27 protein-coding genes are annotated in these 26,527 nt (G+C 59.1%); 12 read left to right on the forward strand and 15 right to left on the reverse strand.

Annotation, left to right across the window (positions count from 1 at the left end; all coding sequences use genetic code 11):
- Positions 1–11: 11 nt before the first annotated feature.
- The 3 genes from AC1D1N_RS29045 to AC1D1N_RS29055 all read right to left on the reverse strand — a co-directional run bounded on the left by AC1D1N_RS29045 (position 12) and on the right by AC1D1N_RS29055 (position 1,510).
- A complete protein-coding gene (locus tag AC1D1N_RS29045) occupies positions 12–281 on the reverse strand; it encodes a DUF6894 family protein (protein ID WP_436258469.1) in 270 nt (89 codons plus the stop codon).
- Between the two features lie 21 nt (positions 282–302).
- The gene (locus AC1D1N_RS29050; protein ID WP_477352666.1) at positions 303–1,052 is read right to left on the reverse strand and encodes a Crp/Fnr family transcriptional regulator; all 750 of its coding nucleotides are present in this window, start codon (positions 1,050–1,052) and stop codon (positions 303–305) included.
- A gap of 317 nt (positions 1,053–1,369) precedes the next feature.
- A complete protein-coding gene (locus AC1D1N_RS29055; protein ID WP_436258467.1) occupies positions 1,370–1,510 on the reverse strand; it encodes a hypothetical protein in 141 nt (46 codons plus the stop codon).
- Between the two features lie 448 nt (positions 1,511–1,958).
- Here AC1D1N_RS29055 and AC1D1N_RS29060 point away from each other — a divergent pair, with 448 nt between their 5' ends.
- A complete protein-coding gene (locus AC1D1N_RS29060; RefSeq protein WP_477352668.1) occupies positions 1,959–2,249 on the forward strand; it encodes a DUF982 domain-containing protein in 291 nt (96 codons plus the stop codon).
- 14 nt (positions 2,250–2,263) lie between these two features.
- Here AC1D1N_RS29060 and AC1D1N_RS29065 read toward each other — a convergent pair whose 3' ends face one another.
- The 5 genes from AC1D1N_RS29065 to AC1D1N_RS29085 form a co-directional block, all read right to left on the reverse strand.
- Entirely contained in the window at positions 2,264–2,950 is a 687-nt protein-coding gene (locus AC1D1N_RS29065; protein WP_436258465.1) for a hypothetical protein, read from the reverse strand.
- An 811-nt stretch (positions 2,951–3,761) separates the two neighbouring features.
- Positions 3,762–4,025 carry a YMGG-like glycine zipper-containing protein gene (locus AC1D1N_RS29070; protein WP_436258464.1) on the reverse strand — a complete coding sequence of 88 codons (264 nt, stop codon included), beginning with the start codon at positions 4,023–4,025 and terminating at the stop codon, positions 3,762–3,764.
- A gap of 425 nt (positions 4,026–4,450) precedes the next feature.
- Entirely contained in the window at positions 4,451–4,720 is a 270-nt protein-coding gene (locus tag AC1D1N_RS29075) for a hypothetical protein (RefSeq protein ID WP_477352671.1), read from the reverse strand.
- A gap of 220 nt (positions 4,721–4,940) precedes the next feature.
- Entirely contained in the window at positions 4,941–5,063 is a 123-nt protein-coding gene (locus AC1D1N_RS29080; RefSeq protein ID WP_436258462.1) for a hypothetical protein, read from the reverse strand.
- 179 nt (positions 5,064–5,242) lie between these two features.
- Positions 5,243–5,863: an ATP-dependent DNA ligase gene (locus tag AC1D1N_RS29085; protein WP_477352673.1), complete on the reverse strand. Its 621-nt coding sequence runs from the start codon at positions 5,861–5,863 to the stop codon at positions 5,243–5,245.
- A 247-nt stretch (positions 5,864–6,110) separates the two neighbouring features.
- Between AC1D1N_RS29085 and AC1D1N_RS29090 the strand changes: the two genes are divergently transcribed.
- The 3 genes from AC1D1N_RS29090 to AC1D1N_RS29100 all read left to right on the forward strand — a co-directional run bounded on the left by AC1D1N_RS29090 (position 6,111) and on the right by AC1D1N_RS29100 (position 9,006).
- Positions 6,111–6,299 carry a DUF3606 domain-containing protein gene (locus AC1D1N_RS29090; RefSeq protein WP_436258459.1) on the forward strand — a complete coding sequence of 63 codons (189 nt, stop codon included), beginning with the start codon at positions 6,111–6,113 and terminating at the stop codon, positions 6,297–6,299.
- Between the two features lie 433 nt (positions 6,300–6,732).
- Complete coding sequence (locus tag AC1D1N_RS29095) at positions 6,733–6,960, forward strand: KTSC domain-containing protein (protein ID WP_352590521.1); 228 nt, start codon at positions 6,733–6,735, stop codon at positions 6,958–6,960.
- A 1,878-nt stretch (positions 6,961–8,838) separates the two neighbouring features.
- A complete protein-coding gene (locus AC1D1N_RS29100; RefSeq protein ID WP_477352675.1) occupies positions 8,839–9,006 on the forward strand; it encodes a DUF1127 domain-containing protein in 168 nt (55 codons plus the stop codon).
- Between the two features lie 428 nt (positions 9,007–9,434).
- Here the strand turns inward: AC1D1N_RS29100 and AC1D1N_RS29105 are convergent, their stop codons facing one another.
- Positions 9,435–10,151 (reverse strand): response regulator, encoded by a 717-nt coding sequence (locus tag AC1D1N_RS29105; RefSeq protein ID WP_436258457.1) that lies wholly within the window; start codon positions 10,149–10,151, stop codon positions 9,435–9,437.
- Between the two features lie 61 nt (positions 10,152–10,212).
- Positions 10,213–13,902, reverse strand: coding sequence for a PAS-domain containing protein (locus tag AC1D1N_RS29110; protein ID WP_477352677.1), 3,690 nt, complete (start codon positions 13,900–13,902; stop codon positions 10,213–10,215).
- Between the two features lie 569 nt (positions 13,903–14,471).
- Here AC1D1N_RS29110 and AC1D1N_RS29115 point away from each other — a divergent pair.
- On the forward strand, positions 14,472–15,401 hold the full coding sequence (locus AC1D1N_RS29115) for an alpha/beta fold hydrolase (RefSeq protein WP_436258455.1): 930 nt from the start codon (positions 14,472–14,474) through the stop codon (positions 15,399–15,401).
- 75 nt (positions 15,402–15,476) lie between these two features.
- Positions 15,477–15,788, forward strand: coding sequence for a DMT family transporter (locus AC1D1N_RS29120; protein WP_477352680.1), 312 nt, complete (start codon positions 15,477–15,479; stop codon positions 15,786–15,788).
- 922 nt (positions 15,789–16,710) lie between these two features.
- On the opposite strand, the gene AC1D1N_RS29125 is transcribed toward AC1D1N_RS29120, so the two are convergent.
- Positions 16,711–17,097, reverse strand: coding sequence for a response regulator (locus AC1D1N_RS29125; protein ID WP_436258454.1), 387 nt, complete (start codon positions 17,095–17,097; stop codon positions 16,711–16,713).
- A 170-nt stretch (positions 17,098–17,267) separates the two neighbouring features.
- Between AC1D1N_RS29125 and AC1D1N_RS29130 the strand changes: the two genes are divergently transcribed.
- From AC1D1N_RS29130 to AC1D1N_RS29155, 6 genes are all read left to right on the forward strand, one after another.
- Complete coding sequence (locus tag AC1D1N_RS29130; RefSeq protein ID WP_477352682.1) at positions 17,268–19,061, forward strand: PAS domain S-box protein; 1,794 nt, start codon at positions 17,268–17,270, stop codon at positions 19,059–19,061.
- Positions 19,062–19,299: 238 nt separating this feature from the next.
- The gene (locus AC1D1N_RS29135; RefSeq protein WP_436258452.1) at positions 19,300–19,686 is read left to right on the forward strand and encodes a Crp/Fnr family transcriptional regulator; all 387 of its coding nucleotides are present in this window, start codon (positions 19,300–19,302) and stop codon (positions 19,684–19,686) included.
- A 789-nt stretch (positions 19,687–20,475) separates the two neighbouring features.
- Positions 20,476–20,727: a hypothetical protein gene (locus AC1D1N_RS29140; RefSeq protein ID WP_352591922.1), complete on the forward strand. Its 252-nt coding sequence runs from the start codon at positions 20,476–20,478 to the stop codon at positions 20,725–20,727.
- A 617-nt stretch (positions 20,728–21,344) separates the two neighbouring features.
- Positions 21,345–22,169, forward strand: a complete 825-nt coding sequence (locus AC1D1N_RS29145) for a thermonuclease family protein (protein WP_477352685.1) — start codon at positions 21,345–21,347, stop codon at positions 22,167–22,169.
- Between the two features lie 8 nt (positions 22,170–22,177).
- Entirely contained in the window at positions 22,178–22,924 is a 747-nt protein-coding gene (locus tag AC1D1N_RS29150; RefSeq protein ID WP_436258450.1) for a hypothetical protein, read from the forward strand.
- A gap of 60 nt (positions 22,925–22,984) precedes the next feature.
- Positions 22,985–23,314, forward strand: a complete 330-nt coding sequence (locus AC1D1N_RS29155) for a thioesterase family protein (protein WP_436258449.1) — start codon at positions 22,985–22,987, stop codon at positions 23,312–23,314.
- Positions 23,315–23,403: 89 nt separating this feature from the next.
- Here the strand turns inward: AC1D1N_RS29155 and AC1D1N_RS29160 are convergent, their stop codons facing one another.
- From AC1D1N_RS29160 to trbF, 4 genes are read right to left on the reverse strand one after another with little or no spacing between them, the layout of a single operon-like run.
- Positions 23,404–23,628 carry a DUF2274 domain-containing protein gene (locus tag AC1D1N_RS29160; RefSeq protein ID WP_436258448.1) on the reverse strand — a complete coding sequence of 75 codons (225 nt, stop codon included), beginning with the start codon at positions 23,626–23,628 and terminating at the stop codon, positions 23,404–23,406.
- A 1-nt stretch (position 23,629) separates the two neighbouring features.
- Complete coding sequence (locus tag AC1D1N_RS29165; protein ID WP_436258447.1) at positions 23,630–24,787, reverse strand: TraB/TrbI/VirB10 family type IV secretion system protein; 1,158 nt, start codon at positions 24,785–24,787, stop codon at positions 23,630–23,632.
- The gene (gene trbG / locus AC1D1N_RS29170; RefSeq protein WP_436258446.1) at positions 24,784–25,839 is read right to left on the reverse strand and encodes a P-type conjugative transfer protein TrbG; all 1,056 of its coding nucleotides are present in this window, start codon (positions 25,837–25,839) and stop codon (positions 24,784–24,786) included. Before trbG ends, AC1D1N_RS29165 begins: the two co-directional genes overlap by 4 nt.
- Entirely contained in the window at positions 25,836–26,525 is a 690-nt protein-coding gene (gene trbF, locus AC1D1N_RS29175; protein ID WP_477352688.1) for a conjugal transfer protein TrbF, read from the reverse strand. The genes trbG and trbF overlap by 4 nt, the downstream gene beginning before the upstream one ends.
- Positions 26,526–26,527 lie beyond the last annotated feature (2 nt).

Consider the following 26,527-nt stretch of genomic DNA (forward strand, 5'->3'; position numbering starts at 1 on the left):
GGCGCTTTGGTTCAGACGTGTGAATCCGGAGAGCTGGTGCGGGAACGGTGCTCTGCTTCGACCTCAAAGTTTAACGAGACCTGTAAGACAAGTGCGCCGCCGTCATCACGTACCTTAATTATCAATCTGTGACGATCGCCATCCGGCAGGCTGTCTTTGATCATTTCAACGAGAGCGCGGATGGCCTCTTCTTTTACTCGGTCGAAGGTCTCACAGTCAGTGCCCTGATCATCGGGGTAGACCGTGCCGTTCTCATCGACGTCGAAATAATATAGGGTCATTCGCCCAAAAACTCACACCTATTATTTTGGTTCCCCTTGAGCGACAATCTGCGGCTGAATCTCGATTTCGCCAACCAGCCTTCTGTATTCGGCTTCCGGTTCCCCATAGCCACCGTGTGCGAGGTGAATCAGACCCTCCCGGTCGCGAATGATCACTTCACCACGCCGGGACTGTATCAGCCCGTGCCCCTCAATCACTTGCAGTGCTACCGTGACGGCAGGGCGCCTCACACCAAGCATCACGGCCAGGTATTGATGGGTGATGACAAGGCGACGCCCGACAACGCGGTCGTCACACATTAGCAGCCATCGGGCTAAGCGTTCCTCGATTTTGCACCGCGCGTTGATCAGAGCGGTGTAAGTGGCTTGAATATGAAAGGCGTGGACGTAGCGCATCAGGAACGGCCGCAGGGTGTCGCTCGTGTCTAAGGCCGTGATGAACTGCGAAGCGTCGATCACCAGCGCCTCGCTTTGGATCTGTATGAAGCAATCATGCGGGGCACGGTCATCGCCCATGACGAGAGCCGAGCCGGTCATGCCCTCAAGACCGATGACGCCGACTTCTGCGTTGGCTCCCCACTCTTTCTTTGCCACGACCGAGGCAAGACCGCTGCGAGGGAAATACACAAACTCAATCGTATGTCCGGCCTTTTCGAGCGGGGTATGTAGGTCTAGGAAGGTCTCGCGGAGGTGCGGCTTAAGACGATCCAGGTCAGCGGAATCTAAACGCCGTAGAAGTGCGCTTTTTTTTGTTTCAAGATGTAGATGCATAGCGCTCCCTCCCAACGAGACACGCAGTCCGATGCTCAGGAATAGCGGCAGTTGACAGAGTCTGTCTGCCGTCGGTACGAAACTGAACAATAAGGCTGCTACGGACCTCCCAAAAATCCAAGAGCTTCATCGCGAAGTTTCTCTTCGCCGTCAGGGTCTTTACTCGACCAACAAGCCCCGGCTTCAGCCATTCGGCCTTGTCCCTCTTGTGACCTTTTGGCACCGGGCCGCCTACCTTGCCTGCACGCGATCCCACAGCGCCTGCCGCTTGACGGCCTTGAAGGGCTACGAACGCGCCGCCCCTATAATGGCCGCTTTCAGCCATGATCACTTGCCGCTTTGCCGCGCTCGCGTTGCACCCCGATGATGTCCATCTGCTTTTCCTCGAAGCATTTGATTTTGCGCCAGGCGGTCGTTTTTCCGCTTTGATAAGCACTGCCCTTGAGCTTCGAGACCATGCCATCGCGCCCTCGTTGGTCGACCAGTGGTAAACAGCGTCACTAGTGGCGGGCATGGCTTCGCTGGATAGGATGTGCCCGCCGGTCGAAATCATTTGCTGAAGGATCTCGCGGCGGTCTTCCAGAGGCATCCTGCGCAGATCATGGCCGAGGTCTCGCCTTCGAGGATGAAGCTCGATAGCCGCGGCCTTCGAAGCCGTTCTTCGTGTAGAACCGGATGCCGTCTTCGTCCTTGATGACCTGCGTTCGATAGCCGTCAAATTTGAGCTCGTGTGTCCACCCGTCACCTACCCGCGGGCGTCGAATAGCTCAGGTTACATCGGCCGAATAAACTTGAGACGCGTGCACCCATACCCAATCAATTAGTTTTAGCTAAAATGGTTCCCAATCTGGAAACCAAAATTACCTTGCGACGTTGTGGGGCTCACAACGATCGGGAGGTCGGGCCGTGGGCAACTTTCTACCGCTGTCCATCACGCTGGTGGACGGCAAAACCATGAGTGTGTCGTCAATCTGCGAGGCCGAGGTTGCGCTTCAAGGTCAATGGCGAAACAAGGCGGCGGCACCTTACAAGGACGCGTGCCGACTAATCGCCGCAGCCAAAGACGGCAGTTGCAACCCAGCTATCGCTTTTGCGGCGTTCAAGGCCGCCGCTATCGACCAGCGTCTATCGCGGCCCGCAGCCAAGAGTGCTGCACTCAAAATGCTGGATGACGTGAGCGGAGACTTACAGACATGACGAAGCTGTCAGATCTAGGCCCGCCAATCCCCGGCAAGCGGCACGGCGCGACGCCGGCCGACGAGCGCGGCCATTTCTACAACCGCCCACACTGTGGCCAGTTGGTCGACCAGCGCGATGCTCGCCAGGTGTTCTATCATGAAGGCCCTGGGCACGAGCCGCTTGAGCCCGACCCCGAAGGAAAGGTCATCGAATTCCGGCGCCGGAAAGATTAGCCCGGACCAATGCCGGGAACCTTTGGTCCGCGTCCAAGTTCGTCGCCCATGCCGCGTTATTTTTTCGATTTCTGGGAAGATGGAAACCTGATCGCTGACGATGAGGGTACCGATGTGCCGGATTTCGAAACGGCAAAAGATGAAGCTGTCGTCGACCTTGCGGAATTGATGAAGGAGATTTTGCCGGCTGGCGGATCTCACGAGCTGAAGCTCATCTTGCGCGATGAGAACGGTGAACAGTTGCTGGAACTTGCGATAAATTACCAGGAGAAGATCTCGAAAATCATTGCCGTTGGGCCCACTGATCGCCATGGGCCAAAGTCGAACGGTGACGATCGTTTCTACGTTTGCTCTGTTTGCGGCCAAGAGGTCGACCGGCGCGACAAGCGTCAGGTGATGTGGCACGAGCAGCCGGATCACGAGCCGCTGGAATTGGATCAGTGAAATGGCCAAACCTAAGCCGAAAACCAGCAGCGGATCGCACATAGGACCGTAACCTTACGACCCTGGCTTATTCATGGAAAGGCATGGGCTGTCTAAGGATGCGGGCAGTTCCGGGAACGCACTAGGAACAGTGCAGCATTCAGATTTCGTCGGCGGCAAAAGTCTCAGGCAGGGAGCAATTTTTCGTGAGCGAGGCCCGCGCCGCTTATCGAAAGGGAGGCGCGGGCCCGACCGTCTTGCGGACCGGCCGGCAACGGAAGGAGTATGACGTCGCACCGTTGCGCTCATCTAACTTCGCGGGTTCTTTGCAGTTCCTTCAGCAAACAAAAAAGCCCGCCAGGAGGGACTAGTGGGATTCAATTTCACGCTGACGAAGGTTTGAAGTTCTCGTTCTAGAGTAAAAGCTCACATTGCGGACAAGACAAAAAAGCCCGCCGGTTTGGGCCCGGCGGGCAAGGGTCTGGGTGGACACTGGGGGATCAGTGCAGCACTAGATTCGGGATGCGTTGAGATGTTCCAGGCCGTCAATAATGTTGCATCGCATCTCGGCTCGCTTTGATGTCAGGGTCGTGGACAGCGTAGGCTCTCTTGGAACCGCGCTCGTCGCGGAGGGCGACGAATTGCGCTTCTCTATCGGGCGACCTTGGTCGCTAGGAGGACCTCGTGCCCCATGCCCTTGATGTCGTGTCGGCTTTCAGCAACCGGTATCAAGGGCGATCGAAGACACCGCCTCCGACACACCCGCGCGGGAAATCCTCCGACAGTCGTTCGACATTCTGGTCTCACGATCGTTCAGTGCCTAGCTTGTCGGCGGACCCCGATCGGCCAGCGTTTCGGATCAGGCGCTTTGCGATCAATATCCCTCTGGGCATTGGGCAATGTAGACCCGGCCGTTACGATCGCGATACCTGCATTGGCCAGCTTCGCTGGCATGACCAATTACGGCACCGGCTAAGGCCCCCGCTGCTCCGCCCACCACGGCGCCCTTGACCGGATCGCCAGCTACCGCGGCACCAACAGCAGCACCGCCCAGGCCACCAACTGCCGCGCCTTGTTCGGTGCGAGAGCAGGCTGCCAGCGGAACCAGCATCATCAACATGATTACAGCATTTTTCATTGTGCTCTCCTTCGATTTCGGCCAGCGTTCTGTAAATAGATCTCTTTCATCGCAGGCCGAAAAAACTAAGTATAGCGATCACGATTACAACCGCTCCGACCAGCCATATGATGCTGTTCATGATCCATCTCCTGGAGAATGGCGAATTATAACCTCAAGAACACAGCGTTTCCTTCGGGAGTATTGTTGGTGTTCCAACCCCTCAGCAAACGCGTCCAATTCCGTTAAGTTCCCTTATGGGACTACGGTCTTATTAGCGTAAGACGAAAGGCTGAATGCTGCCCAAAGACACACTGCCGATGCGCATCATGGAGAGAGCGAGCGCGCTTGCCGGCGTGACAAAATCGTGCTCCCTGCGAATGTGAAGGATCGTTGATGCGAGAAGCCTTGGATCGGCGTCTAGGTCAGCATTCCGGCAGCAACTTTCAGACCGTTGGCGATTGCTCATATCCGAATTTGGGTACACTCTCGACGTCGGCCGCGAGTTCTTTCGAAATCATCTGGAGCGGTTCTGCATCGCATCGACGAAACGTCGAACACGCTGCTGACTTCTTGGCTGATCTCTTCAGCTGATGCCTCTTTCCCGCCGCCTTAATAGCCTGATCGGCAGCGACTGCCGCCGGATCGTCGGTGAAGGCGATCGGCAGATGCTGCGCCATCCATTTTTCTACGAAGTCGATTCCGCGCTTGCTCATTGGAGGAACCAAAAAGCGAGCAGAACGAAAGAGACAAGGAACAGCGCCGCGGCCGCTACCAATACCCCCTTGCCCACCTCCCGCCTGGGCTGAGGGTCGGGTACAAGTGTCTTACGGTTCGGCGGTTCGTTCATGCCAGATAAAGTTGCGGCAGCAAATTAGGTTCCGCTAATCCTTTGACGGCCCGCAATGTCATCCCGCGTTCTTGGACGGCGAGTTCCTAGCGTAACCCCTGCATGATGGCTTCGAAGATCGGGCCAATTTCTTCATCGATCTCCTGGCCCGGAATGCCTTGGGTTTCCGCCTCCCGTTTCGCGTCCACTGCCATATCGATGACCAGCAAGACCGGGTCGACATCGCATCGTCAGGCAAACGGTCTGATATCCAATGGTAGAGAAAATCACTGCCGCGCTTGCTCATTCTTCCCGAAAGCCTGCACCGAGGCATGGCGCAGCTTTGGCTCGCCGCGCAGCGTCTTCACGCGCATGTTGATGCCCGGCCTGACCCATTCGACATCCGGGGTCACCACGGCCGTGGGCAAGCCCGCCGGGGGCCGGCCCCTGCCCTGCTGGACGCGCTTCCAGAGCCGTTCCTTGATCGCGTTATTTGTGCCGTCCCTTGCGAGCATCGCTTCGCTTGCTGGCCTGGCGCTGGACGCCGAGCAGTTCGAATTCGCCGATGTCCCAGCATTTGATTTTCACCCAAGCCGTCCTTGCCGCCGCTTCGGTATGGGCTACCCCGGCGCTTCGAAACAATGCCCTCGAGGCCCATTTTCTCTGCCGCCCCATAGAATGCGGCGCCGCCGCCCTCGACGTGCTGGCTGTACTGGATGATACCGTCGGCCGGCTTGACCAGTTCCCACAGGATTGCCTTGCGATCGATCACCGGCAGCGGGCGCAGATCCTGGCCGTCCCTGTGCAGGATGTCGAACGCTACGAACGCGAGCAGTTCGGCGTTCCAGGCCATGCGCGAATGGATCTCATGGAAGTTCGGCCGACCGTCCGGCTCGGGCGCGATCATCTCGCCGTCGAGGATGAGCGCCTTGGCCGGCAGCTTCTCCAGCGCGGCGACAATCGGCCAGTAGCGCCTCGACCAGTCGTGGCCGGCCTTGGTGAAGGCACGGCCGCCGGCCCAATCCAGCACCCGCTGGGTGCTAAAGCCGTTATATTTGATCTCCTGCAGCCAGGCGTCCTGATCGGGGCAACCTCGACCAGGATGGGTTCCTGCGACTTGATGAACCCCAGCCGTTCACCATCGCTTCCCATGCAAGCACCCTCCCACCCGCCGCCATTAAATAAGCAAAAGCTAAATAGTTCCGAAACCGGAAATCGGCTTTTTGGTGCAACAAACATGTCAACTGGACGTTGCGGTGAGCCAAGGAGGAATCGATATGGCCGACGATAAGAGCAAACGGGATTCCCGCGATCGGGACCGTGTTTCAGCCGACGACGATTATGAGGTTCAGTATTTCGCCAAGAAGGCCGGGATCACGCCCCAGCAGGTGAAGGACCTGATCGCCAAGCACGGGAACAATCGCGCGACGCTGGAGCGGGAAGCGAAGGCAATAGGGAAGCGATAGGTAGGCCAGCATGCCAGAGTACCAGGTGGAAGAGTGGCATGGAGAGGAGTGTGTCTCAACTCAAGCCACAAACGCGGATGATCCGATATCAGCTGTAGAGAAAGTCGCTGGGCAACGAGTGTCGCCTCGAGCTCTTCAGGAACACTGGTTTCGTGTGGTCGATGAGGATGCGAGAAGCACCCACGAATTCAGTCTTGAGGATGGCGTGCCTGGGGACTTTGCCAAATGACAAGAATTGCGGACCTGGGACCACCTAGGCCCGGCAAGCCCCACGAGCCGAAGGCAGGCCACGACCATTTTCACACATGCCCGATCTGCGGCCAGCAGGTCGACCGGCGCGACTTCCGGCAGATAATGTGGCACGAGCAGCCGGATCACGAGCCGCTTGAGTTGAACAACTAGGAGCGGGGCGGTTTGCCGAAGACCCTCAACCATGCCGTCGACCTCGATCAGCAAGTTCGACTATGACCCAAACACCAGGGTTCTCTCGGTCTGGTTTCTAGCCAGTGGGAAGCACTACGAGTTCTTGGACGTACCGGTCGAGGCCTTCGCCGCGTTCCAATCTGCGTTTGCTAAGGGCCGCTATTTCAACAACCACATCCGTAACAACTACGCATTCCGGCTCGCGGAGGGGAAGGCAGGAAGCTCATCGGGCGATTGACATAAATGGCAAGAGAAAGGCCGACCTGCTGGCTCGCGCCGCGGGCATGAAAACGGCTCGCATCCCTGCAAAAGGCCCTGCAGACCAAGCCGAAGACCATTGTAACTTGGAGGGTGAGTGGGGACTGCCCCGCTGGGGGCGATGCGGGCCCGGCCAAGGGTTAGGGCCCTCGGCCAGCTGGGTCAAAAAGCCGGCCAAGATCCTTTGAATGGCAGCCGCAGCAGCTAGATAGTGCCAGTCCGTATGATCCATTCCAGCAAGTTGGAATCTACGTCATCGCTATCGGTATAGTCTCGGATCAACAGCGCAGCCTCATCACGCCATCGGTCCTGTGGGATGTTCTTTTCGATGACGCATTTTACGAAGGCGCCGCGCAATACATTGCAGTCGGAAGCCGATATCCTTGGCTGGGTCATGATGCCAACCTCTAATCCGGGGGGCGAAAGCGCAACGAACTCCAACCCCCGATGTCCACGTAGCCGATGATCTTCGGGGATTTAATGCGCTTAGAGGTGGCTTCAAGCAGGACTCACTGTACGTCCTTAACGAATCGTTGCCGATCGTTCGGAGAGCGCAAATCGCCGGTATTTACCCCCGCCGATCAACATGCCGCGGCATGCGAAGTTCCTGCTCTCGCGAAAAAGCCCGCTGCCGGACCTTGAGGGGTTAGACGGCAGCGGGCTCCCGATCGTCCACGGATCTGCGGCCGAGGAGAAAGCCATTTCTTTCCACTGCCTCATGCGAACATTGCCGCTTGCCCTTGGTTCCCGGCTCAAGGAAAAAGCCCGCAGGCGCGAGCCAGCGGGCTTGTCTTTTGAGGTTGGCCTATTTGCCAAACTGCATAGCCATTTTGCAGAAATCTGCGTGCGACTTCGCGACGGCTTCGTCGGCACACTCCTTCACGATTGCGGCCCGGTCATCCGCCCTCATGGCCGTCCAAGCAGCTTTCTTGGGCATCTTTGGTCGCCAGCAAGGACCCGATGAAAGAACGCGCCGGGTCAGCCAAACTGTCTCATCGGAAGTCAGTTCCGGCCATCAACAAAAAAGCCCGCCGGCACGAGCTGGCGGACTTGGCATTTCTTACCGATGGAGGCTGCCCGCCTCCAAACACCTCAAGCTGGCGTCGGCGGCGGGGGGATCTGTGAGGCTGGTGGTGATGCTGTCACTGCGGAGAGCCGGTCCTTTTTGTTCAGCACCGGCTTTTCATATGCTTTCTTCATTTATACGTCCTCGCTTTTTCCCCTCATCCTCACGAATGACGTAGACCGCCCAACTTTGTCAAGGAGTTGGAAACCTCGAAGCCTGGTGAGCCTAAAACAAAAAGCCCGCCGGCCGAGCCAGCGGGCAGTTTGGTCTGGAGTAGCCGGAATCAACCGGCGCGAGTCAACGAACGTTGAAGATGTCGGTTGCAACCTCGCTCTCGTCGCTCCCGGGGGTCCAGAGAGGACGAGTTGTTGCCTGAGCCGTGCGGTACTGAAAACATCGCCGCACCATAAAAGGATGCGCGCTCACGGTAAATGAACATTAAAGCCAACGCTAAAAAAGGTTGTGCTTAAAAAGGCCCGCCCGAATGCGGAAACGGGCGGGCAAAGTCTTCTGGAGTGCACTGGGGATTACCCGACATAGCTCAACGACTGGCGGTGGGGTTGGTTTCCACTCGCCTATTCAACCCCGCTCATTTCTTCTTTTTTGGTTCGTTCCAGGCTTAGGGGCTTAGTGCCCGTCGCGGGCTCTACCGCACGGGAAGCGCTTCTCGGCGCTGAAACAAACGAAACACATCGCGTTCGGCGTGGAAAAACGCCTGAAACAGGGGTGGTTTAAATCCTATGGCACCGCTGCATCCCGCGGCGCCAATCATGGAGTGTTGCAATGTCGAGAATGCGAGCAGCTTACGACGCTTTTCGGAATTACCGGGTTCACCGTATGGCGGAACGGGCGCTTTCGGCAATGGACGATGCCCTCCTGAGGGACATCGGGATCAGCCGCTCCGAGATTGGCTCGGTGGTCCGCGGCTTGAACCGCAGCCCAGGAGACAAGGCGGGCTGAAACCATGAAGCTTTCATTCACCCTCCAGCTACTGGCCTGTGCGAGCGGGGCCGCCCTTCTGGCGGCTCCCGCCGCCAATGCCCAAGGCTCGGGTCTTCCCCACCGCCTAGCCAGGGCGGCGGCAGCGGTTGGAGACGATACGACAAGCGTCGAGCTGTTCGAAAACCTCGGTAGCCAATTCCTATCCTCTCACCACCGCCGGCTTGCTGACGCATGAATTGTAGCGGCTGCGGGACCAATCTCAGATCCCCGGTGTCGCGCAAGCAGGCTTGGCCAAGACCCGACCTTCAGCGCCGAAACATGATAGTGGAAGCTCAGCGCAACGCAGCTGAATTCAGGGTTTGAGCGGGGTTATTCCCTGGAACCACAAAGTCGCCATACGTCAGCCGCAAGGACTGAGGCGCTGGTCCAGCCAGGCGGCGGCGCGCTCAAGAGTAGAGGTAACCCATGCCGCGGATCGTCCTGATCACCTCCGGCTTGGAGGGATCAACCTCAATTTTCTTCCGCAGACGCGAAACGCGAATGTCGATGCTTCGATCGAAAGGGTCCCATCCGCGGTCATGGGCGAATTCGAGCAGTTGATCGCGGTGGAGTACTCGTCCGCGATGTTCGCTGAATACTTTCAAAAGTCGGAACTCCATCGGGGTGATCGCTATCTCGAACCCCTCGGCGTTGTACAATTTGTGTGCGCCCGGGTCGAAGCGGCACTTGCCGAACTGGACCTGGTGGCCCGGAGGGCTCGCTCCCTGCGCAGCCCTTTCGCTTGCCGACGTTCTGCGCAGCACGGCTTTCACCCGCGCCAGCAGCTCCCGCAGGTCGACCGGCTTCGCGACATAGTCATCGGCGCCAATCTCCAATCCGACAACGCGGTCGACGATTTCCGCCGATCCGGTCAGCATGATAATGGCAACGTCTGAGTGCTCTCGTAGATATCGCGCCAGCGACAGGCCATCCTCACCTGGCATTCGGATATCCAGTATGACCACATCGACGTGTTGGCTATCAACCAGTTCGCGCAGGGCAGGCCCCGCGTTGGCCGGCGTCACGGCATAGCCATGATGCTCCAGATATTCCGCCACCGTGTCGCGGATATCCGGTTCGTCATCGCAGACCACTACATGTGCGAGCGTCGTCAAATTGACCACCCGGGCAACTAGTGGATCGGAAAAAGTTGCCCCTGGAGTGACGTGCAAATCAACGGATCTGTCAAGTATTGTTGTTCACAAGTTTCGAGACAAACAAGCGAAGTTCGTTCGGCTTGATCGGTTTCTCAAGATAGGGCCGTTTCGCGGCTCGCAGGAACATCTGCGCGCCCGGACTGATCGTGTCGCCCGTCAGGAACGCCAACCTGTCGAGCGCGGCCGGATGGAGCTTGGCAATCTGGTTGAACAATCCCCGCCCATCCATGTTCGGCATTTTCAGATCGCTCAGGATCACCGCGAAAGTCCGGTTCTGGAGGTGCAGCAGCGCTTCTTCGCCGGATCTGGCAATCGCGACCTTGAAACCATCTCGTCTGAGCACCTCTGCAACCAGCTGCCCCACTTCCTCTTCGTCCTCCACCACCAGACAAGCAATGCCGGCTGAAGTTGGGAGCTCGTCGTCGGAAGTTTCGGCTCGTCCGTCGACATGGTCCGAAGCAGGCAGCGAAAGTATGAAGGTCGAGCCACCCCCTTCAGGGGATTCAACCTCGATGGTTCCTCCATGGGATTGAACGATCCGATCACAAAAGGAGAGCCCGATCCCAGTCCCTGCCCCAATCTCTTTCGTCGTGAAGAACGGCTCGAAAATGCGGGGAAGTATCTCCTTGGGAATTCCCGGACCCGTGTCGGCAATGCGGACGACTATGTTGCCGGTCTTGGGATGAAGCCGTGTTGAGACCGTGATTGCCCGACGCCCTTCCCAGCCGTGCAGCGCCTGTTCTGCATTGACGAGCAAATTGATCAGCACCTGGCTAAGCTGATCGGGATCCGCCCAGATCGAGGGAAGACCGGGTTCAAGATGAACTGAAAGCCGGATGTCGGACGATCGTATCGAATAGCTCGCCACTTCCACCGCTTCCGAAATAACGTCATCGATGGCAACGTTTGAGGTTCGCGTCGGCTGCTGTCTGGCCATAGCCAGGAAAGTCTTGACGATCCTGGCGCAGCGTTCGGCTGCCTTGCTCATCTTGTCGGCGCGTTCCACGACCTTGGCGTCCGTAGCGGTCTCCCTCAGCAGCGACGACAGGCCGAGCACCACCGAGAGCGGATTATTCAGCTCATGTGCCACCCCCGCCAGCAATCCACCGAGCGCTGCCATTTTTTCGTTCTGGTGCAGCGTTTCGCGCTGTCGCTCCAATTCTTGTTGCATCTCGAATCGGTCGGTGAGATCGTAGGTATGGGAGACAATCACCCTTTCACCACGGTAATCGATTAGTCGAGACGAGATCGAGCACCAGCAGGTTCCACCGTCCTTGCGTTTGAGCTCGGTTTCGAAATCGTCGACCAACCCGGTCGCGAGCAGCCGCTCAACGTATCGCATTCGCTCTGAAGGATCGACGTAGTAGTCAACAGCGCTGGCGACGTCGCCGAGCAGTTCAACGGTGGCGGGGCTGCGGTAGAGCAGCTTCCCGTCGTGCGCGCGGGTCATCTGGATGTTGACGGGGCAGGCTTCGAGGACTCTACGGACCAGTTCATCCGCTTCCTTGGCGGCCTCCTCGGCGCGCTTGCGCTCTGTAATGTCGACACGGGTGACCACGAAGCCGCCTTCGCGTGTCGGACAGTTCGAGACGAAAAACCAGGCCCCGTCCGTATGACGGAATTCCTGTTGCCGGAACTCCCGGCGGTCCCTTGCCCTCTCGGCAAGCCAGTCGTCGATCTTGTCCTGAGGAACCGGAAACTGGTTGCGCTCCGCGGTCGCGCGGAGGAACTCGAACCAGTTCACCCCGGGAACGAGCACATCCGCGCTTATCGCGTGCATCTGGCGGTACCTGCTGTTGGCCAGCACCAGGCAATCGTTCTTGTCGTAGAGGGCAAACCCTTCGGCCAGAGATTCGATGGCGTCGATGAGCCGCTCGTTTGCCTTGCGCGTTTCTTCCTGGGCGGTGATCATGTCGGTGATATTCGTCGTGTTCGACACTATCACCTGCCTTTCCTGGAAATCGATCAGGCGGGCGGAAATCGAAGCCCAGAATATCTTGTTCTCCCTGTCGTATTGCTGGACCCGAAAATCATCGATCCTGCCCTTTTCGATCAGGGCGCGCTCCAATATTGCGCTACAGTGTGGATCGACATAGTAGTCGGTTATTTGAGGGCGATCGCCGTAAAGATCTCTGGTGGCAGGATTGCGGTAGAGCGTTTCTCCGTCGAACGTGGTCATGCGTATCGGCGAAGGGCAGGCATCAAGCACCTTTTGCAGCACTGCCGTGGCGTCGCGCTCGGCAGCCTCGGCCTTCTTGCGCTCGCTGATGTCGGCGCGCGTTACCACGAAGCCGCCAAGATCGGTGGGATGTATCGATACCGAGTGCCATTTGCCGTCGGAGAGGGGGACCTCGAAAGGGGAGTGGAACTCGATCCGACTTTGAATCTGCTCGTCGAGCCACTTGTCCTCGCGCCCAACCGCATCGCGGTATACGCCGCGCCTGGCGGATTCGCGAAGCAGTTCGTTCCATTCCACGCCCGGTTTAATGAGATCCCGCACCGGCTGGTTCAACTCGCGGTAAAGGCTGTTGCACATGACCAGGCGGTGATCTTCGTCGTACAGTGCGAATCCCTCGGAGAGTGACTCAACGGCGTCTGCGAGCATCTCCCGCGCAGCAGCGACTTCGCCGTCACGCTTCTTCTGCTTGGTCACATCGGCGATGCCGGCGAGAACCACTCGCCGGCCCTGGAACTCGACGATCCTGAGATTGCCGGTGGCCCAGAACTCTTGGCCGTCGGGTCTTTTAAGAAGCACCTCGCAATTTTCGACGACACCCTTTTGCATGAGCTCCCGATTGATTTCCCGGTATTTCTCGGGATCGACAAAGTAGTCGCCGAGCCGCACCGTCTCGCGTTGCGCCTTTTTGCTCCATCCAAGCAGCCGTTCGGCAGCATTGCTCTGGTAGATGAGTTCCCCCGAACTTGCGTCGTTCATCCAGACCGGCAATGGATGATGCTTGATCAGGAAGCCGAACAGGTCTTCGCGCTGCTTCCGTGCCGTGATGTCCAATACCCCGATGATGAGTGAGTGGCGCCCACCATAGATGCCGCGACGGCAGTTGGTAGAGCACCAAAGGGCCGATCCGCTTGTGTTTCTAAGCTGGATTTCGCGATCCCGCACGATCTCGCTGTTGCTGGCGAGAGAACTGATTTCATCGAATTCGCCAGTATTCACCAAATGATCCGTCAGGAATTGCGGATCATGCGGAGTCCATTTTCGGCCAAGCAGGTTCGACGCATCGAGGCTTTCGTACAGGATCTCCCCGCTTGCCGCGTCTACCACCCAAACGGGCAGCGGATGACTGTCGGTGATGCAGCGGAATATCTCCGCGCCTTCCTGGTGCGCAATCTGCGCTCGTTTCATCTCGGTAATGTCGACGCTTACCAGCGCCGTGCCGCCCTCCAGCCGAAGATGTGCCGTGAGCAACTTCCACCGCCCATCCAGTGTCTCAGCTTCAACTGAACCCTTGTCGATTTGCATCCATCGTGTCGCGGCACTTTCAGCGAACTCGTTGCCCGGCTCAATGGCGCGACCGTCGAAACTTTTCAGATGGCGGAGGGCTTCGGCGACTGCGGCAATGGCGTCTATGGGCTGCCTCTGGTCTAGGCGGAGCCGCTGGCCTCCAAATATCTCCGGATTGCTACCAACGAGGATATTGTCGGCGTCAAAGAGGGCATAGCCAGTGTGTGTGGAGGTAATTTGATTGTCAGGCCGCATGGTCGATCCTTTGGTGGCGTGATCCCGAGGGAGGATACTAGACCCTCTTTGTTTCAGCACACATTCAGGCGCTGCGTGATTTGTTTCAAATGTTTCGGCGCGTGCGAGTCTTCGCCGGCGCTGACGTGAAACGAAACTCGCTCCCGAAAAAACGGCCGAAACACGGATGGCCCAGTACAGTTGCGGGTGTCGATGCCGCCTGTAGTGACAGATCGTGGCCGCAGCCTGATGTCGTCGTTTAGTTCGGTTTGCTCGTTGCGGCGAAGATCAGTCGATAGCTTCGAGAGGATGCCAGGGCGGCCATGCGGACGCTCATGTGGCTATGCCATCCATGCAAGGACCGCCCCCCGCAACAGTCACGTGCGAGATCATCCTTGGCGCGCTGAGGAACTCCAGCGCAGACTTGTCTAGCTCGTGGACCGTCAATGCCTATCGCTCTTCGCTTGTGTGTCAGTTACCCGATACAAAACGCTTGAACAGAAACACTTGAGTCCATCTCTCTGACATTCAGCCGAAACCGGGCCGGTGTTTACCGTGCGTCCAACAAGAACGGCGAAACGGTTCAGACCATGTATGGCCAGTCATTCCAGCATCCTCAGGTAGCGGCGATCGGTTCCGGCTTGGGAATGCATCCCAATGCTGCGGGTCGGGGCTTTCTGAAAGTCGAAACCGCCTCGATCGAGTATAAGGAGTGCGGCAGCGGCCCTACTGTGGTGCTCGTGCCCGGCTCGTGCAGCACCGGAGCTGCCTGGCGTTCGGTGGTTTCGCATCTGGGCGATGGCTTCCGCTGTGTGACGACCAGCCTGCTCGGCTATGGTGAAACGGACGAACGCCGGACGATGGCCGACGCGTCGATCGATCATGAATGCCATGTCGTCGAACAAGTTATCAAACGGGCTGGCGGCCGCGTCCACCTGGTCGGTCACTCATTTGGGGGGCTGGTGGCTCTCGCGGTCGCTCTTCGAGGCCACGCCGCACTGGCGAGCCTAACCATCCTCGAAGCGCCGGCAGTCGGCTTACTGCGCGGCGAAGGCGACGAGAACCATTACCGCGATTTCATTCATCTCACCGACAGCTACTTCCGCTCGTATCGGAACGGCAACCGAGAAGCGATCGCAGCCATGATCGATTTCTACGGAGGTCCCGGCACGTTCGATTCATGGCCCCATCGGGTTCAGTCGCATGCCGTTGAAACGACTGAGGTCAACATGCTTGACTGGGCGAGCGCCTACACATTCACGCCTTCCAACGCTGCTTTGTTAGCCCTTGCCGTGCCTACCGAGATCATCGTGGGCGCAATGAGCCGCCGGGCCGTGCAGCGGGCAAACGAGGCGGTGATGCACCGCATTCCAGGCGCTGTCATGTGGGAGATCGAGGGTGCCGCGCACTTCATGATTGCCACTCATCCCGCGCAGGTTGCTAAGATCATATCGGCTCGTGTTGATGACGCTGACCGGCGTGCAGCCACGAATGGTAAGCTAAAGATCAGCCGGCGGTAAGGACTTGCTCCGCCAACCGCTGCTATCCCCTCAATAGTCATTTCAACGAACCGAGTGCACCGGATCCGAGCCGTCATGTCTTCACGCGACCCAAGCCCCCTCTCCACTGTTGTTGTCGTAGACGTCGCAGCTCTGATTGCTGGCGGAGATGCCGGCCAGGCTTCATCGCGACAGGCTGCGGCTTCTGACCTGGGTGGCTGCCTCTGGGGGCTCGGCGCCGCCGCGATCTGGAGCGGCTGGTGGACCGTTACCCGCTTCGGTGCGGCCGACGGACTTTCTGCAGCTGATCTGGCGGCGGTTTGGTTCGGCATCGCTGGCCTCGTGCTGCTCCCGCTTGCCTGGCGGAAGTGCGCCCGCCGAGATTCGAGCGTCGACGACTTCTGCTAGAGCGTTTCACCGTTTCACGGAAACGGCGAACCGCTCTATCTCTGTTTTCACGCAATTCCGGACGGAAAACCGCTCACACTTTTCCTGGAATTGCTCTAATAAACTCGGCTCGGAGATTTTCCGACGCCAGTGCTGGGACTCCAGAGCAAGCCTGGTTGGATCGGGGTGCCGTCAACACCGTCCGCGGTCCGCCTTGCCGATGATTCGGTTCTGCCCACGTGGTGGCGATCAAACTCAAGCTCATCGTCCAAGCATTGGTACGTGAGGAAGGCGGCCGCAGGCGCCAGCCCGAGCGCACCGCGGAGCGGCCGGCCCATCCCGTCCACCAACTGGCAGAAATGATCCGAACGAGGACAGGGCTTCCTGCCCTGTCCCCTCGCCCCCATCGCTGGGCGTCTCGCCAAGCGGTGCGGCCAAGACGCGGTGGCGAAGGGGCTTACGGTCAAGTCGATTGAAGACAATGTCGGCGGCCTTATCGACTTCATGGCCGAGGCGGTAGAGCTACGCCGCAGAGAAAAATAGCGAATCCGGCTGGCGCGAGTGACGACCCGGTCAACGATGCGCGCGGCGGCCGCACGCCGAAGCAGGTCGAAGGAGCCTGCCAAGCTTCTCTCGCCGCGAACAGGCTGGATTGGTCGTTCTGTCGAGCCCGCGGTGGCGACCCGCTGCTTAGTTAGTATCCTGAAAAGCGCAACATTGGCACGATTCACCATGGGCGATGACAAGGACAGCGGTGAGCGTGTGGCCGGGAATGAAACACTGGCGGAGTCCATTGCCAGGGAGACCGGCATCACCGAGGATCAGGCGCGCGAGCTTATTCGCCTGATCGGCACCGACCGCATTCCCTGCTCCGTGAGGCGCGGCTGTTGCTCCGCCAACGCCTGGGTTAGGCTTTGCAAGACCCACTCTCAAGCGCCCTCAGCTATCCGGTCATCTTCTGTTGCTGGGTGGCAGTCATGGCTTTGAGGACCCGGACCACTTCTGCCGATTCTGTGGGCTTCAACACTGTAATTCCGTGTGAGAATACTCCATGGCTGGCCTCGACGCTAAGGCCCGTATAGACTACAAAGGGTACACTCAAGTCTGCCAACGTCTTAGCCGCCTCATGGCACTCGCCATCCGACAGACTGACGTCAAGAACGGCGGCGGCAGGCGTGTGTTCCTTCAGAAACAGATTCGCCTCGGAACAGGACCTCACCACCGCCACCGTGAAACCTGCCTCGGAAAGCGCGCACTCTAGGTCCAAAGCGATCAAGGCTTCGTCGTCAGCGACCAAGACCAGAGGACTTTCCATGCTCAGCACGTTCATAAATTTAGCATTATGGGACGAGTCGTTGCCGTCCGAACTTGGCCATCAAAGTTAACTGCGATTGCGGCCGGATGGCAATATGGGCCGCGCAACCCTCAAAAAAACACCGATCGTGGAACGAAGTTAATACGAGCCGCGTTGTTGGCGGTTAAGCCAGATTGGGACCGGGAATGGATGAACTGCGGCAGGCGAATGTTGTCGCCTTCAAGAACCGGGAAATTTCCGGTCACGACAGCCTGAATTTCGATTATCAGGATTTTTTCGAGAATGGCGCCCTCGCGCTTCACTTAGTGGGCGCTGACGGCATTATTCTGCAAGCCAACAAGGCTGAGCTCGATCTGCTTGGCTATCCGGCAGAGGACTATATCGGCCGCCACATCGCGGACTTCTATCCCGACCGGCACGTGATAGAGGACATTCTGGATCGCCTCTCCAGGGGCGAGCGGATCGCGAGATATCCGGCGCGTTTGAGAGCCCGCGACGGATCCATCAAGCATGTCGAAATCACTTCGAGCGGCCATTTCCGCGACGGCGAGCTGATCAACACGAGATGCTTTACGGCTGATGTAACCGACCTTGAGCGGACACGGACGCAGCTCAGGCAGCACGACAGTACCTATCGCCAGATTCTCGAGAGCCTCCCCGTGGCGATCTATACGACTGACCAGGACGGCACCATTACCTACTACAATCGCGCTGCTGCCGATCTGGCAGGCAGGGAGCCCTCCGTCGGCAAAGACAAATGGTGTGTGACGTTCAAGCTGTTCACTGCCGACGGCCAGGAACTGCCGCACGACGAGTGCCCGATGGCTATCGCGCTCAAGGAAAACCGGCCGGTTCGTAATCAAGAGGCGGTAGCGCAGCGTCCGGACGGATCCTTCTTTCCGTTCCTACCCTACCCCACACCTTTGCAAGACGAGCATGGCAACCTCATTGGTGCGGTCAACATGCTGCTCGACCTGACGGACCGCCAGCGTGCGGAAGAAGCCAGGCAGCACTTGTCGGCGATCGTGGAGTCCTCGTTCGACGCAATCGTCAGCAAGGATCTCAACACCATCATCAAGAGCTGGAACCATGGCGCTGAACGACTGTTCGGCTACACCGCCGACGAAGCGATCGGTCAGTCGGTGACCATGCTGATCCCGGATAACCACCAGGACGAAGAACCCCGAATTCTCCAACGCATTCGCCGTGGCGAACGCGTCGAACCGTTCGAAACGACCCGCCAGCGCAAGGATGGCAGCCTGGTTCCGGTTTCGCTGACGATATCGCCCGTGCGTAACGCAACTGGGCAGATCGTCGGCGCTTCGAAGATTGCACGGGACATCACGTCGGCGAGGGAAAACGAGCACCGCATCCGCATGCTGATGCGCGAGGTCAACCATCGGGTGAAAAATCAGTATTCGGTCATCCTGTCGATGATCCGGGAGACCAACAAGCGATCGGAGACGCCCAAGCAGTTTGAATCCCAGGTGCGCGAGCGCATCATGGCACTGTCGCGATCCCACGACCTGCTGGTGTCGGCCGACTGGAAGGGCGCCACAATCCGTGACCTGTTGGCGGCGCAAGCCGAGTCCTTTCCTCGGGGTGACGTTATCGAGATGTCAGGCCCATCCTTGGTCCTTAGTCCCAATGCGGTGCAGTATCTCGGGATCGCCTTCCATGAACTGGCGACCAACTCGACCAAATACGGAGTGCTCTCGGGCGACGAGGGCCGGATTTCGGTCACGTGGGGCATCAACGGTTCCGGTGCTTCGAAGCTGTTTCAACTCACCTGGGCCGAAACCGATGGGCCGGAAGTCCAGAATATCGGACAGGGCGGCTTTGGAACCGTGGTCCTGAAGCGGGTGGCGCCCGCGGCGGTTGGAGGGCAGGGAAATCTCGAGTACGGGCCGCATGGGGTCATCTGGAGCTTGGAAGCCCCGTTACCGGCCGTGGAAGCGTCCGTTGCAAATGGGAGCTAAAGGTCGGGGGTTTCAAGGCCTCTGACGCCTTTGCATGATCTGTAGCCTCAGCCGCGCATCAGGTTTTGAGAGCGCAGCCGACGCGCGCCTCCCTCATGGCGTCGTGTCACGGCCCAGCCTGGATTCTCTTATGGTAGTCGGAAGCCGTCTGCTTGGACCGGCGCCACAGGCAATCGCAAGATCACAGTTGTTCCTGACCCGACTGCGCTGTCGATTTCGACACTTGCATCTAAGGATCATGGATCACACACTCGCGTCGATCGGTAGAAGCAAGATTGCGGTGATTGCACATGACGACATTCTCAAGGTTGTGCGTAAATCACCTCGCCTGGCAAATCTATTTTGGCGGGAAAGTTTGGTGGACGCGGCGGTCGCGCGCGCCTGGGTCAAGGTATTGGGAGGGCAGGATGTGGTGGGCAGGTTAGCCCACCTCGCCTGTGAGCTTTACGTGCGCATGACGGTCATGGGGCTGGTAAGAGAGAATTCCCATCCGTTACCGCTAACTCAAGTTCAGATCGGCGAGACTATCGGCGCGAGCGTAGTTCACGTCAATCGCATGTTGAAGAAACTGCGTTCTGACGGCCTTTTGGAGCACAAAGAAGGACGGCTGGTCATCCTGAACTGAGACGCCTTAAGCGAGATAGCAGACTTCGACCCGGGTATCTAAACCTTCGAGACCCACTCTATTTGGATGTAACGCCAGCCGCTGGCGTTAGCATCTCCGTTCGCATCCCAGAAATCGTATAGCGAGGCAAGCGGCGGCCCGCGCCGTGAGGAAAGCGCGGGCTCGAGTGTCTTAGGGGAGCAGCCGACAGCGGGAGGAGGAGCGCCGGCGCCCTCAACTAACTTCGCGGGCTTTTGTAGTTCCGTAGTAACAAAAAAGCCCGCCGTCTCTGAACAAAACGGCGGGCTTCTCACCAGCACCAAAAAAAGGCCCGCCGGTTTGCCCAGCGGGCAAGTGGGCTGGGGACGCACTGAGAGGTCAGTGCAATAGTACAAGTTCGGATGTTTCGAGATGTTCCAGCAGCTCACAAATTTGGATCGTACGTGCTGGAAGAGGACGCTAGTTAAGCCTGGCGGAGCAACCTGATGTTTCCCGACCTCTACGGCAACAAAAAGCCCGCCGACTTGGGCCAGCGGGCAATCGTCTGGAGTAGCGGAATCAACCGGCGCGAGTTCAACGAACGTTGAAGATGTCGGTTGCAACCTCGCACTCATATGCCGCTGGGTGACGCCCTTCATAGGGGCGCCGCCTCGGTCGCCTTATGGTTCGAATGCCGCCGCCTTCTTGCGCGAGCACGTTGGCAGGCGATTCCTTCCCATGGGAAACAGGCATCTTTTTTCCTTTCGACGGGGAAATATATTCAGGCCGCCGCGTTATGAGGGCGCGCGGACGGATGCGTGGGGGTTTAAGGTGAAGGTTTTCGACAGGCTCGAAGAGCTACTCGATGCGGGCGATCTGCAGTGCGCGTTAGCGGAGGCGCGCGCCCTCACGGGTCAGATTGAACGGCGCTCAAACGTGGTTTCGGGTGCAATCGACGACTTTTTGATCGACCTGATGACCCTTGCATTCGTCGCCGAAGCTTTTGGCAATCACCTCGCAGATGCAGCTCGCAAACTGGCTCGGCGAAGGCTCTCGAAAGTCCGGTTGCTTACGCTGAATTGACCCACAACGCGGGCAAAGTACGCGTCTGCGCCCGCCCAAAACCTGCAGCCCGCCACAGGGAGGCAGCGCGGGCTGATGGCAGCGGCGAACCGCATCTGCCCCTTTATTATCCTTCCGCGGCCGCTCCCTCTCCCTGCTCGTTGTCCCATGCCTTGTAACAGGCCGTCTTGATTTCTTGGGCTGAGCCATCTTCGTTGAAGGACCTATGCGACGACCCTGAAATTCCCGGCACCGCTGAGCAAGTAAGCCGCCCTGGATCGACCCAGAGATCCTTCCTTTATTCGCATGTTTCGCTGAGCTTGCAGGGATGCAAATATGTTCGCCAGTCGGCGCTGCCATACTCAAACGGGCCAGCCGGTCAGGCCCAGCGGGCGGCGATTGCTAGTCCCCTCGCAGTACCACCGAAGCCGCTGGGCCGCAGTGCCATTGAGGGCCACCCTGAAAAGAAGCGATCCTAACGAGCAGCAGACGCCAGTCGTCATCGGGATGTGGCTGATATTGCATAAGTCTCGACTTATGGGCAAGGCGTCGAAATTTACGACGCCCTTGCCTCGCTACGCTGGTCTTCTGGACTCTTTGTTGAAACAGTCGCATCCTCTCTTCAGGGGAAGAGGGGCGTGGACAAATACCGATACTACAATCGCTCTGACCACCGGCGAAAGCGATCCGGTGCCAAGCATAGCCGTGCGCGCCGATGGGCGAGCGTGCCGCTGCGCCTGGTCTTGGTGACTGTGGCCGCGGCTGGCGCGCTGGTCGCGCAGACCGCCATCCAGCGCAGCCAAGGTTTGCCAGAGATCAATGCATCGAACTGGTTCGGTCCAAAGCCGGCGCCGATCGCCGGTATTGCGTCTGTGATCTATGGCGATACGATCGAAATTCACGGGCAGCGCATCCGCTTCAATGGCATCGACGCCCCCGAGAGCAAGCAGTCTTGCGATGACGCCAAGGGATTCGAATATCCTTGCGGTCGACGAGCGGCCGAAGCGCTCGACAAGTTCCTTGCGGCCTCCAAGCCCGTGCAGTGCTCCTTTGTCTCCTGGGATCGCTATGGCCGCTTCGTAGGCGATTGCCGACGTGCCGACGGCACCAGCGTGGCATCATGGATGTTGGAGCACGGTCAGGCCTTGGATTGGCCCCCCTACAGTCAGGGGGCCTATGCTGGGCAACAGGCGACGGCCGAGGCTGCGAAGGTCGGTCTGTGGGTCGGAAAGTTTGAAGCGCCTTGGGATTGGCGTGCACGGCACGCTGACAAGGCACCAGCGATCAGCCAACCTCTCGGGGTCATCAACAACCAAGTGGCGCAAAGCTATTCCTGTCAGCCGCGGCGGACCTGCCCTCAAATCAGTTCGTGTGACGAAGCAAACTGGTATCTGGCCAACTGCCCCTGGGGCGGCAAGCTGGACCGCGATAAGGATGGCATTCCTTGTGAATCGCAGTGTTAAGGGGTCTCATGAGGATCGATGCGGCTAGTGTTCTGACAAGAACGACCTTCGGCCTATTGGGACTGATCGCTTTCATGGTGGCTGGATGCAGTTCGGTCGATTACCAGAAGCTTGTCACAGGCCAACTTTCTGGAAGTCTGTTCGTCATGTGGGTCGGAGAGGGCAGCAATTCGGGCGACGGAAATTTTCTCTTCGTGCCCGATCCACGGGATCCATTGATCTTCCACCGCTCAGATCCAGGCTCTCCGGGGAGCACCATCCAGCCGGGTCTCATGTACACTGACGGCGGATCGATCCCGAAAATCGCACAAGTCTTCAAGGGACTATCGCCTTGGGGCTACGCGCCTGCCTATATGGTTCACGATTGGGTCTTTATCGCTCACCACTGCATAGTAGACGGCAGCACGGAGAACCGGTTTGACCAAGTTCGCGGAGTCGAATTCGACGACTCAGCCGCGATCCTCGGCGAAGCGATCAAAGCATTGATCAAAGCCCGACAAGTGGCTCCCGACGATGTAGCGCCTAGTGCCATAACTGCTGCCGTCGGGAGCGTGGTCGCGAAGAACCTCTGGGATGAGAAAGGAGCATGTCAGTCGCTTCAGGTCAGCGCGAAGGACATCGCTGCTGCGGAGGCAGCCATACCGGGATCAACCACCAAGGCGCGGAACTTGAGGGCCTTCCGGATTCCGGAGACCATCGTGACTGCAGTTGCCCCCGCAAAGCCGGCGAAGATTGTGGCTCGCGTGACATTTTGAAATGCAAGCCACAAGCGGCGGCCTTCGTTCTTGATAAAGGTCCGATCGACATAGTTCGCCTTGGACTACGCAGTAGAGGTTCATATCTGTTGCGTGGGCGAGCTTCATCTTGGCGATGAGGTGACGGCTACATTCCATCTGCTCGATCATGGCGAGAAGCGTATTCGATTCTTCCAGGAGCTGCGCCATGTCGAAGGCTGGCTGGCAGCCACTGCCGAACAGCTCTCACTCCACATTGACATGTCCGGTCCGAGGGTCGTGCCATACCCTTCCGACATACTGCCGACACTCGAACAGGTCCAAGCCGCGCACGCCGTGCTCGGGACTCCGGTGCGAGCTGGGAAGAGGATTGCGATCGCCAGTTGCCAGGGGCCGGCCTTGCATTCCTGACCTGGAAAAGCAAATCCTCAGACTAGACGACCGTGGCTTGGTAACAGTCGTTCACGAGCATTCGCCGCTTGGCGATGACGCCCGCGCTCTCAAGGCTTTCGCTCCTGCTTGGCTCTGGCAAAGCCGCGATCCGTCGCGATGAAGCGTTCCAACATCGGCACAATCAGCCGCACGGGATCGGCTGATGGCTGACCTGAGTCTCGCCCTAGGATCTCGGCATATCTGGACAGGTCGCGGTGCAACCGCGCCGGCACCTCCACTGTGACTTTGACTGGCTTATCGTCTGCGATCGGACCGAGTTTCAACTTGGCCATTTCAGCCTCCATAGGGTTCGAGCACGAGATCGCGCGTAACGACGACGCGCACGGCAAAGCCTGGCCGTATCGTCAGCGTGGGTGCGATGTTGAGCTGGCGCTGGACGATCTGCTGGCCCACCTGGCTGAGGCTGTCGGAGGCGCCGCCGCGCAAGGCGCGCACGATGTCACTTTCCTGTCCAGACGAGCCGGCCTCCGCGCCGACGCTAAGGATAGTGGTGAGTGCCGCGGCCTTGAACAGCTCGGCCCAATGGTAGTCGACGCCGTCCTCAAGGCCGGCATAGCCTTGAGCGTCAGTGCCAGGCTGGCGTTCGAGAACAATGGAACGGCCGTTGGGGAAGACCAGCCTGCTCCAGACAAGCAGAACGCGCCGCTGGCCGAATCCGACCCCGTTGTCGTATTGGCCAATGACGCGCGTGCCTTGCGGGATCAGCAACGAACGACCCGTCGGACTGTCATAGACATTTTCTGTGACCTGAGCGGTGATCTGACCGGGCAGATCGGAACGGATACCGGTTATGAGCGCCGCCGGGATGACGGCCCCTGCCTGAAGCACATAGGGCGATACTAGCGGCGTGACGCGATCCGGCGCCACGGTGCGCCGATCAGTGGCCGCATTCAGAAAGGCGAGTTGACGGTCTTGCGTGGTGGACTGGCCGATCTGATCGGCAAGGTCGGGGCCGCCAAGGTTCGGCGGGGAGGTTCCTCCGGGCTGGGTTTCGGCCGTCACCCCAGTTGACTGCCCTGTCTGGAAGAAGACACGCGAAATTCGGGCCGCCTCCTCTTCGGCCCGCCGGCGTTGTTCGGCCTCATCGACCATGGGTGTCGCGATTGTCGGCGGCACGACGGGCTGCCCCTTGTGCTGTGCGTCAAGTATCGGCCGGCCAAGATCGCCAGGCAGCGGCGGCCCAAGAACGGGACCGGTGTAGTCGTGTGGCAAGCTGGCCAGTCCGTCGGCGGGCTGCCTGTTGGACGTCGAGTACAGCTCGTCGCCATGCCGGCCGGTTTCACTGGTTTGAAGCGCGTAGATCAGCGCACCGCCGACGCCAAGCGATGCACATAAGCCAATGCCGGCGAGCACCTTGCGGGACAGGCGTGTGACGCGCGGCGGATCGGCGCGAAGCTGCATGGGGGCAGCCGGGATTTCGTTCTCGTTCATGATTGCTCCCCTCCCCTTTGACGAAATCCGTTCCTTGCATTCGGCGCCGCGTTGGTGCCTGACATCCACGGACCTCTCCTCGTGGCATCGGTGCGAACGATCCTGACGGTCTGTTGCCGCTTGCCACTGCCAAGCCGCAATTCCGCCGCGCCAAAGAGACGGTCGACGATCAGGGTGTTCTGGTAGACGCGGCTGTTGGCAATCTCGGCCTCGCCGTCCGGGCCGATGACGAAGATGGGCGGCATCTCGCCTTGCACGATCCCGCGTGGAAACTCGACATAGACCCGCCTGCCGTCGTCGTACACGTTGACAGGCCTCCAGGGGGGCGCGTCGCCGGTGAGACCATAGCGGTGGTTGCGTGCGGTGATGGCGGGAAGCACCGGTGTCGCGGGGATCGCCCGCGCTTGTCCGGCCGACGGCGCGGGATAGGCCCATGACACGGCGGGCATGTACGGCTTCTCGCCCGATTGCAGCTCGATCATGTAGCTGCGCCGGTCGGTGGTGATGACGAGATTGGTCTTGATGTCCGAGCGCGAAGGCTTGACCAACACATGGACGCGCCTGGTGACGCCCGCTCCGCTTTCGGTGTCGCCGATGACCCAGCGCGCGGTATCGCCCGCCGCGATCGGACCTTCACCGGTCAGGCTTTCGCCAGGCTCAAGCGCGATGTCCGTTATCTGTCCTGGAGCGGCATAGACCTGATAAAGGGCTCCTTCGCTCCAAGGATAAATCTGAATGGCGTTGTAATAGCCCTCACGACGCGGCTGGACTCGCGCCGCTGCGTTGGCGTTCTCGACGCGCGCCTCCGGCGTGCTGCCGGCGACACCGCCGCGGGCCGGGACCCATCCTGGTGGAACGTGCAGCGGCTTTGGCCTTTCATCGAGCGCGGCTACCGGAGCGCCGGGCAAAGGCGGCACGTAGGCATCATAGGAGATCTGAGGTGGTTTCTGCGGTGTGGCGCAACCGGCAAGTATGGAGCCCGATAGCAACACCAAGGCAAACGCCGACCTTGTCAAAGCCGGAGTGGCGATGACACACAATGGCAGGTTCATTGGCTCATCTCCCGGGACCAGTTGATGGCGTTGACGTAGATGCCGAGCGGATTGGCGCGAAGACGTTCGGCGTCGTTTGGCATTTGTGTCACGATCGTCAGGATCGCGGTCCAGCGCTCGGTGCCGGAAAGCTGGCCGTTTTCGTAGTGATGCTCGATCCAGGCGACACGAAAGGAGCCGGGTGAAGCCCTGATGACCGAAGAAATATCCACCGCGACCTGCTGCTTGCCCACCCTGGAGAAAGGGTCGTTGGCGCGGGCGTAGTCGTTGAGCGCCGCAGCGCCCTGGTCGGTGGTCCAATCATAGGCGCGTAGCCAGTCCTGGCGCAGGATGATCGGATCGGCGGGGATGGAGCGCACCTGTTCGACAAAGCGGGCGAGATGCCACGCTATCTGAGGATCAGTCGGCTTATAATCTGCGATCGCGGGCGCGGTCGCTTGAACCTGGCCCATCCTATCGACCTGCACGACCCAGGGCACGACAGTACCGCGGCCCAATTGCCAGACCAGTGAAGTGGAAAGGCCTGCCGACAAGATGAGCGACCCGAACGCCATGGCGCGCCAGTTGCGGGCCTGCACGCGAGCAGAGCCGATGCGTTCATCCCAGATCTGCTCCGCCTTTTGATAGGGGGTTTCCGGTCGAGGGGTCTTGCCGTAGTGGACCACGGGTCGCCTAAAGATATTCATGG

Source organism: Mesorhizobium sp. P2_B5, assembly GCF_056404775.1.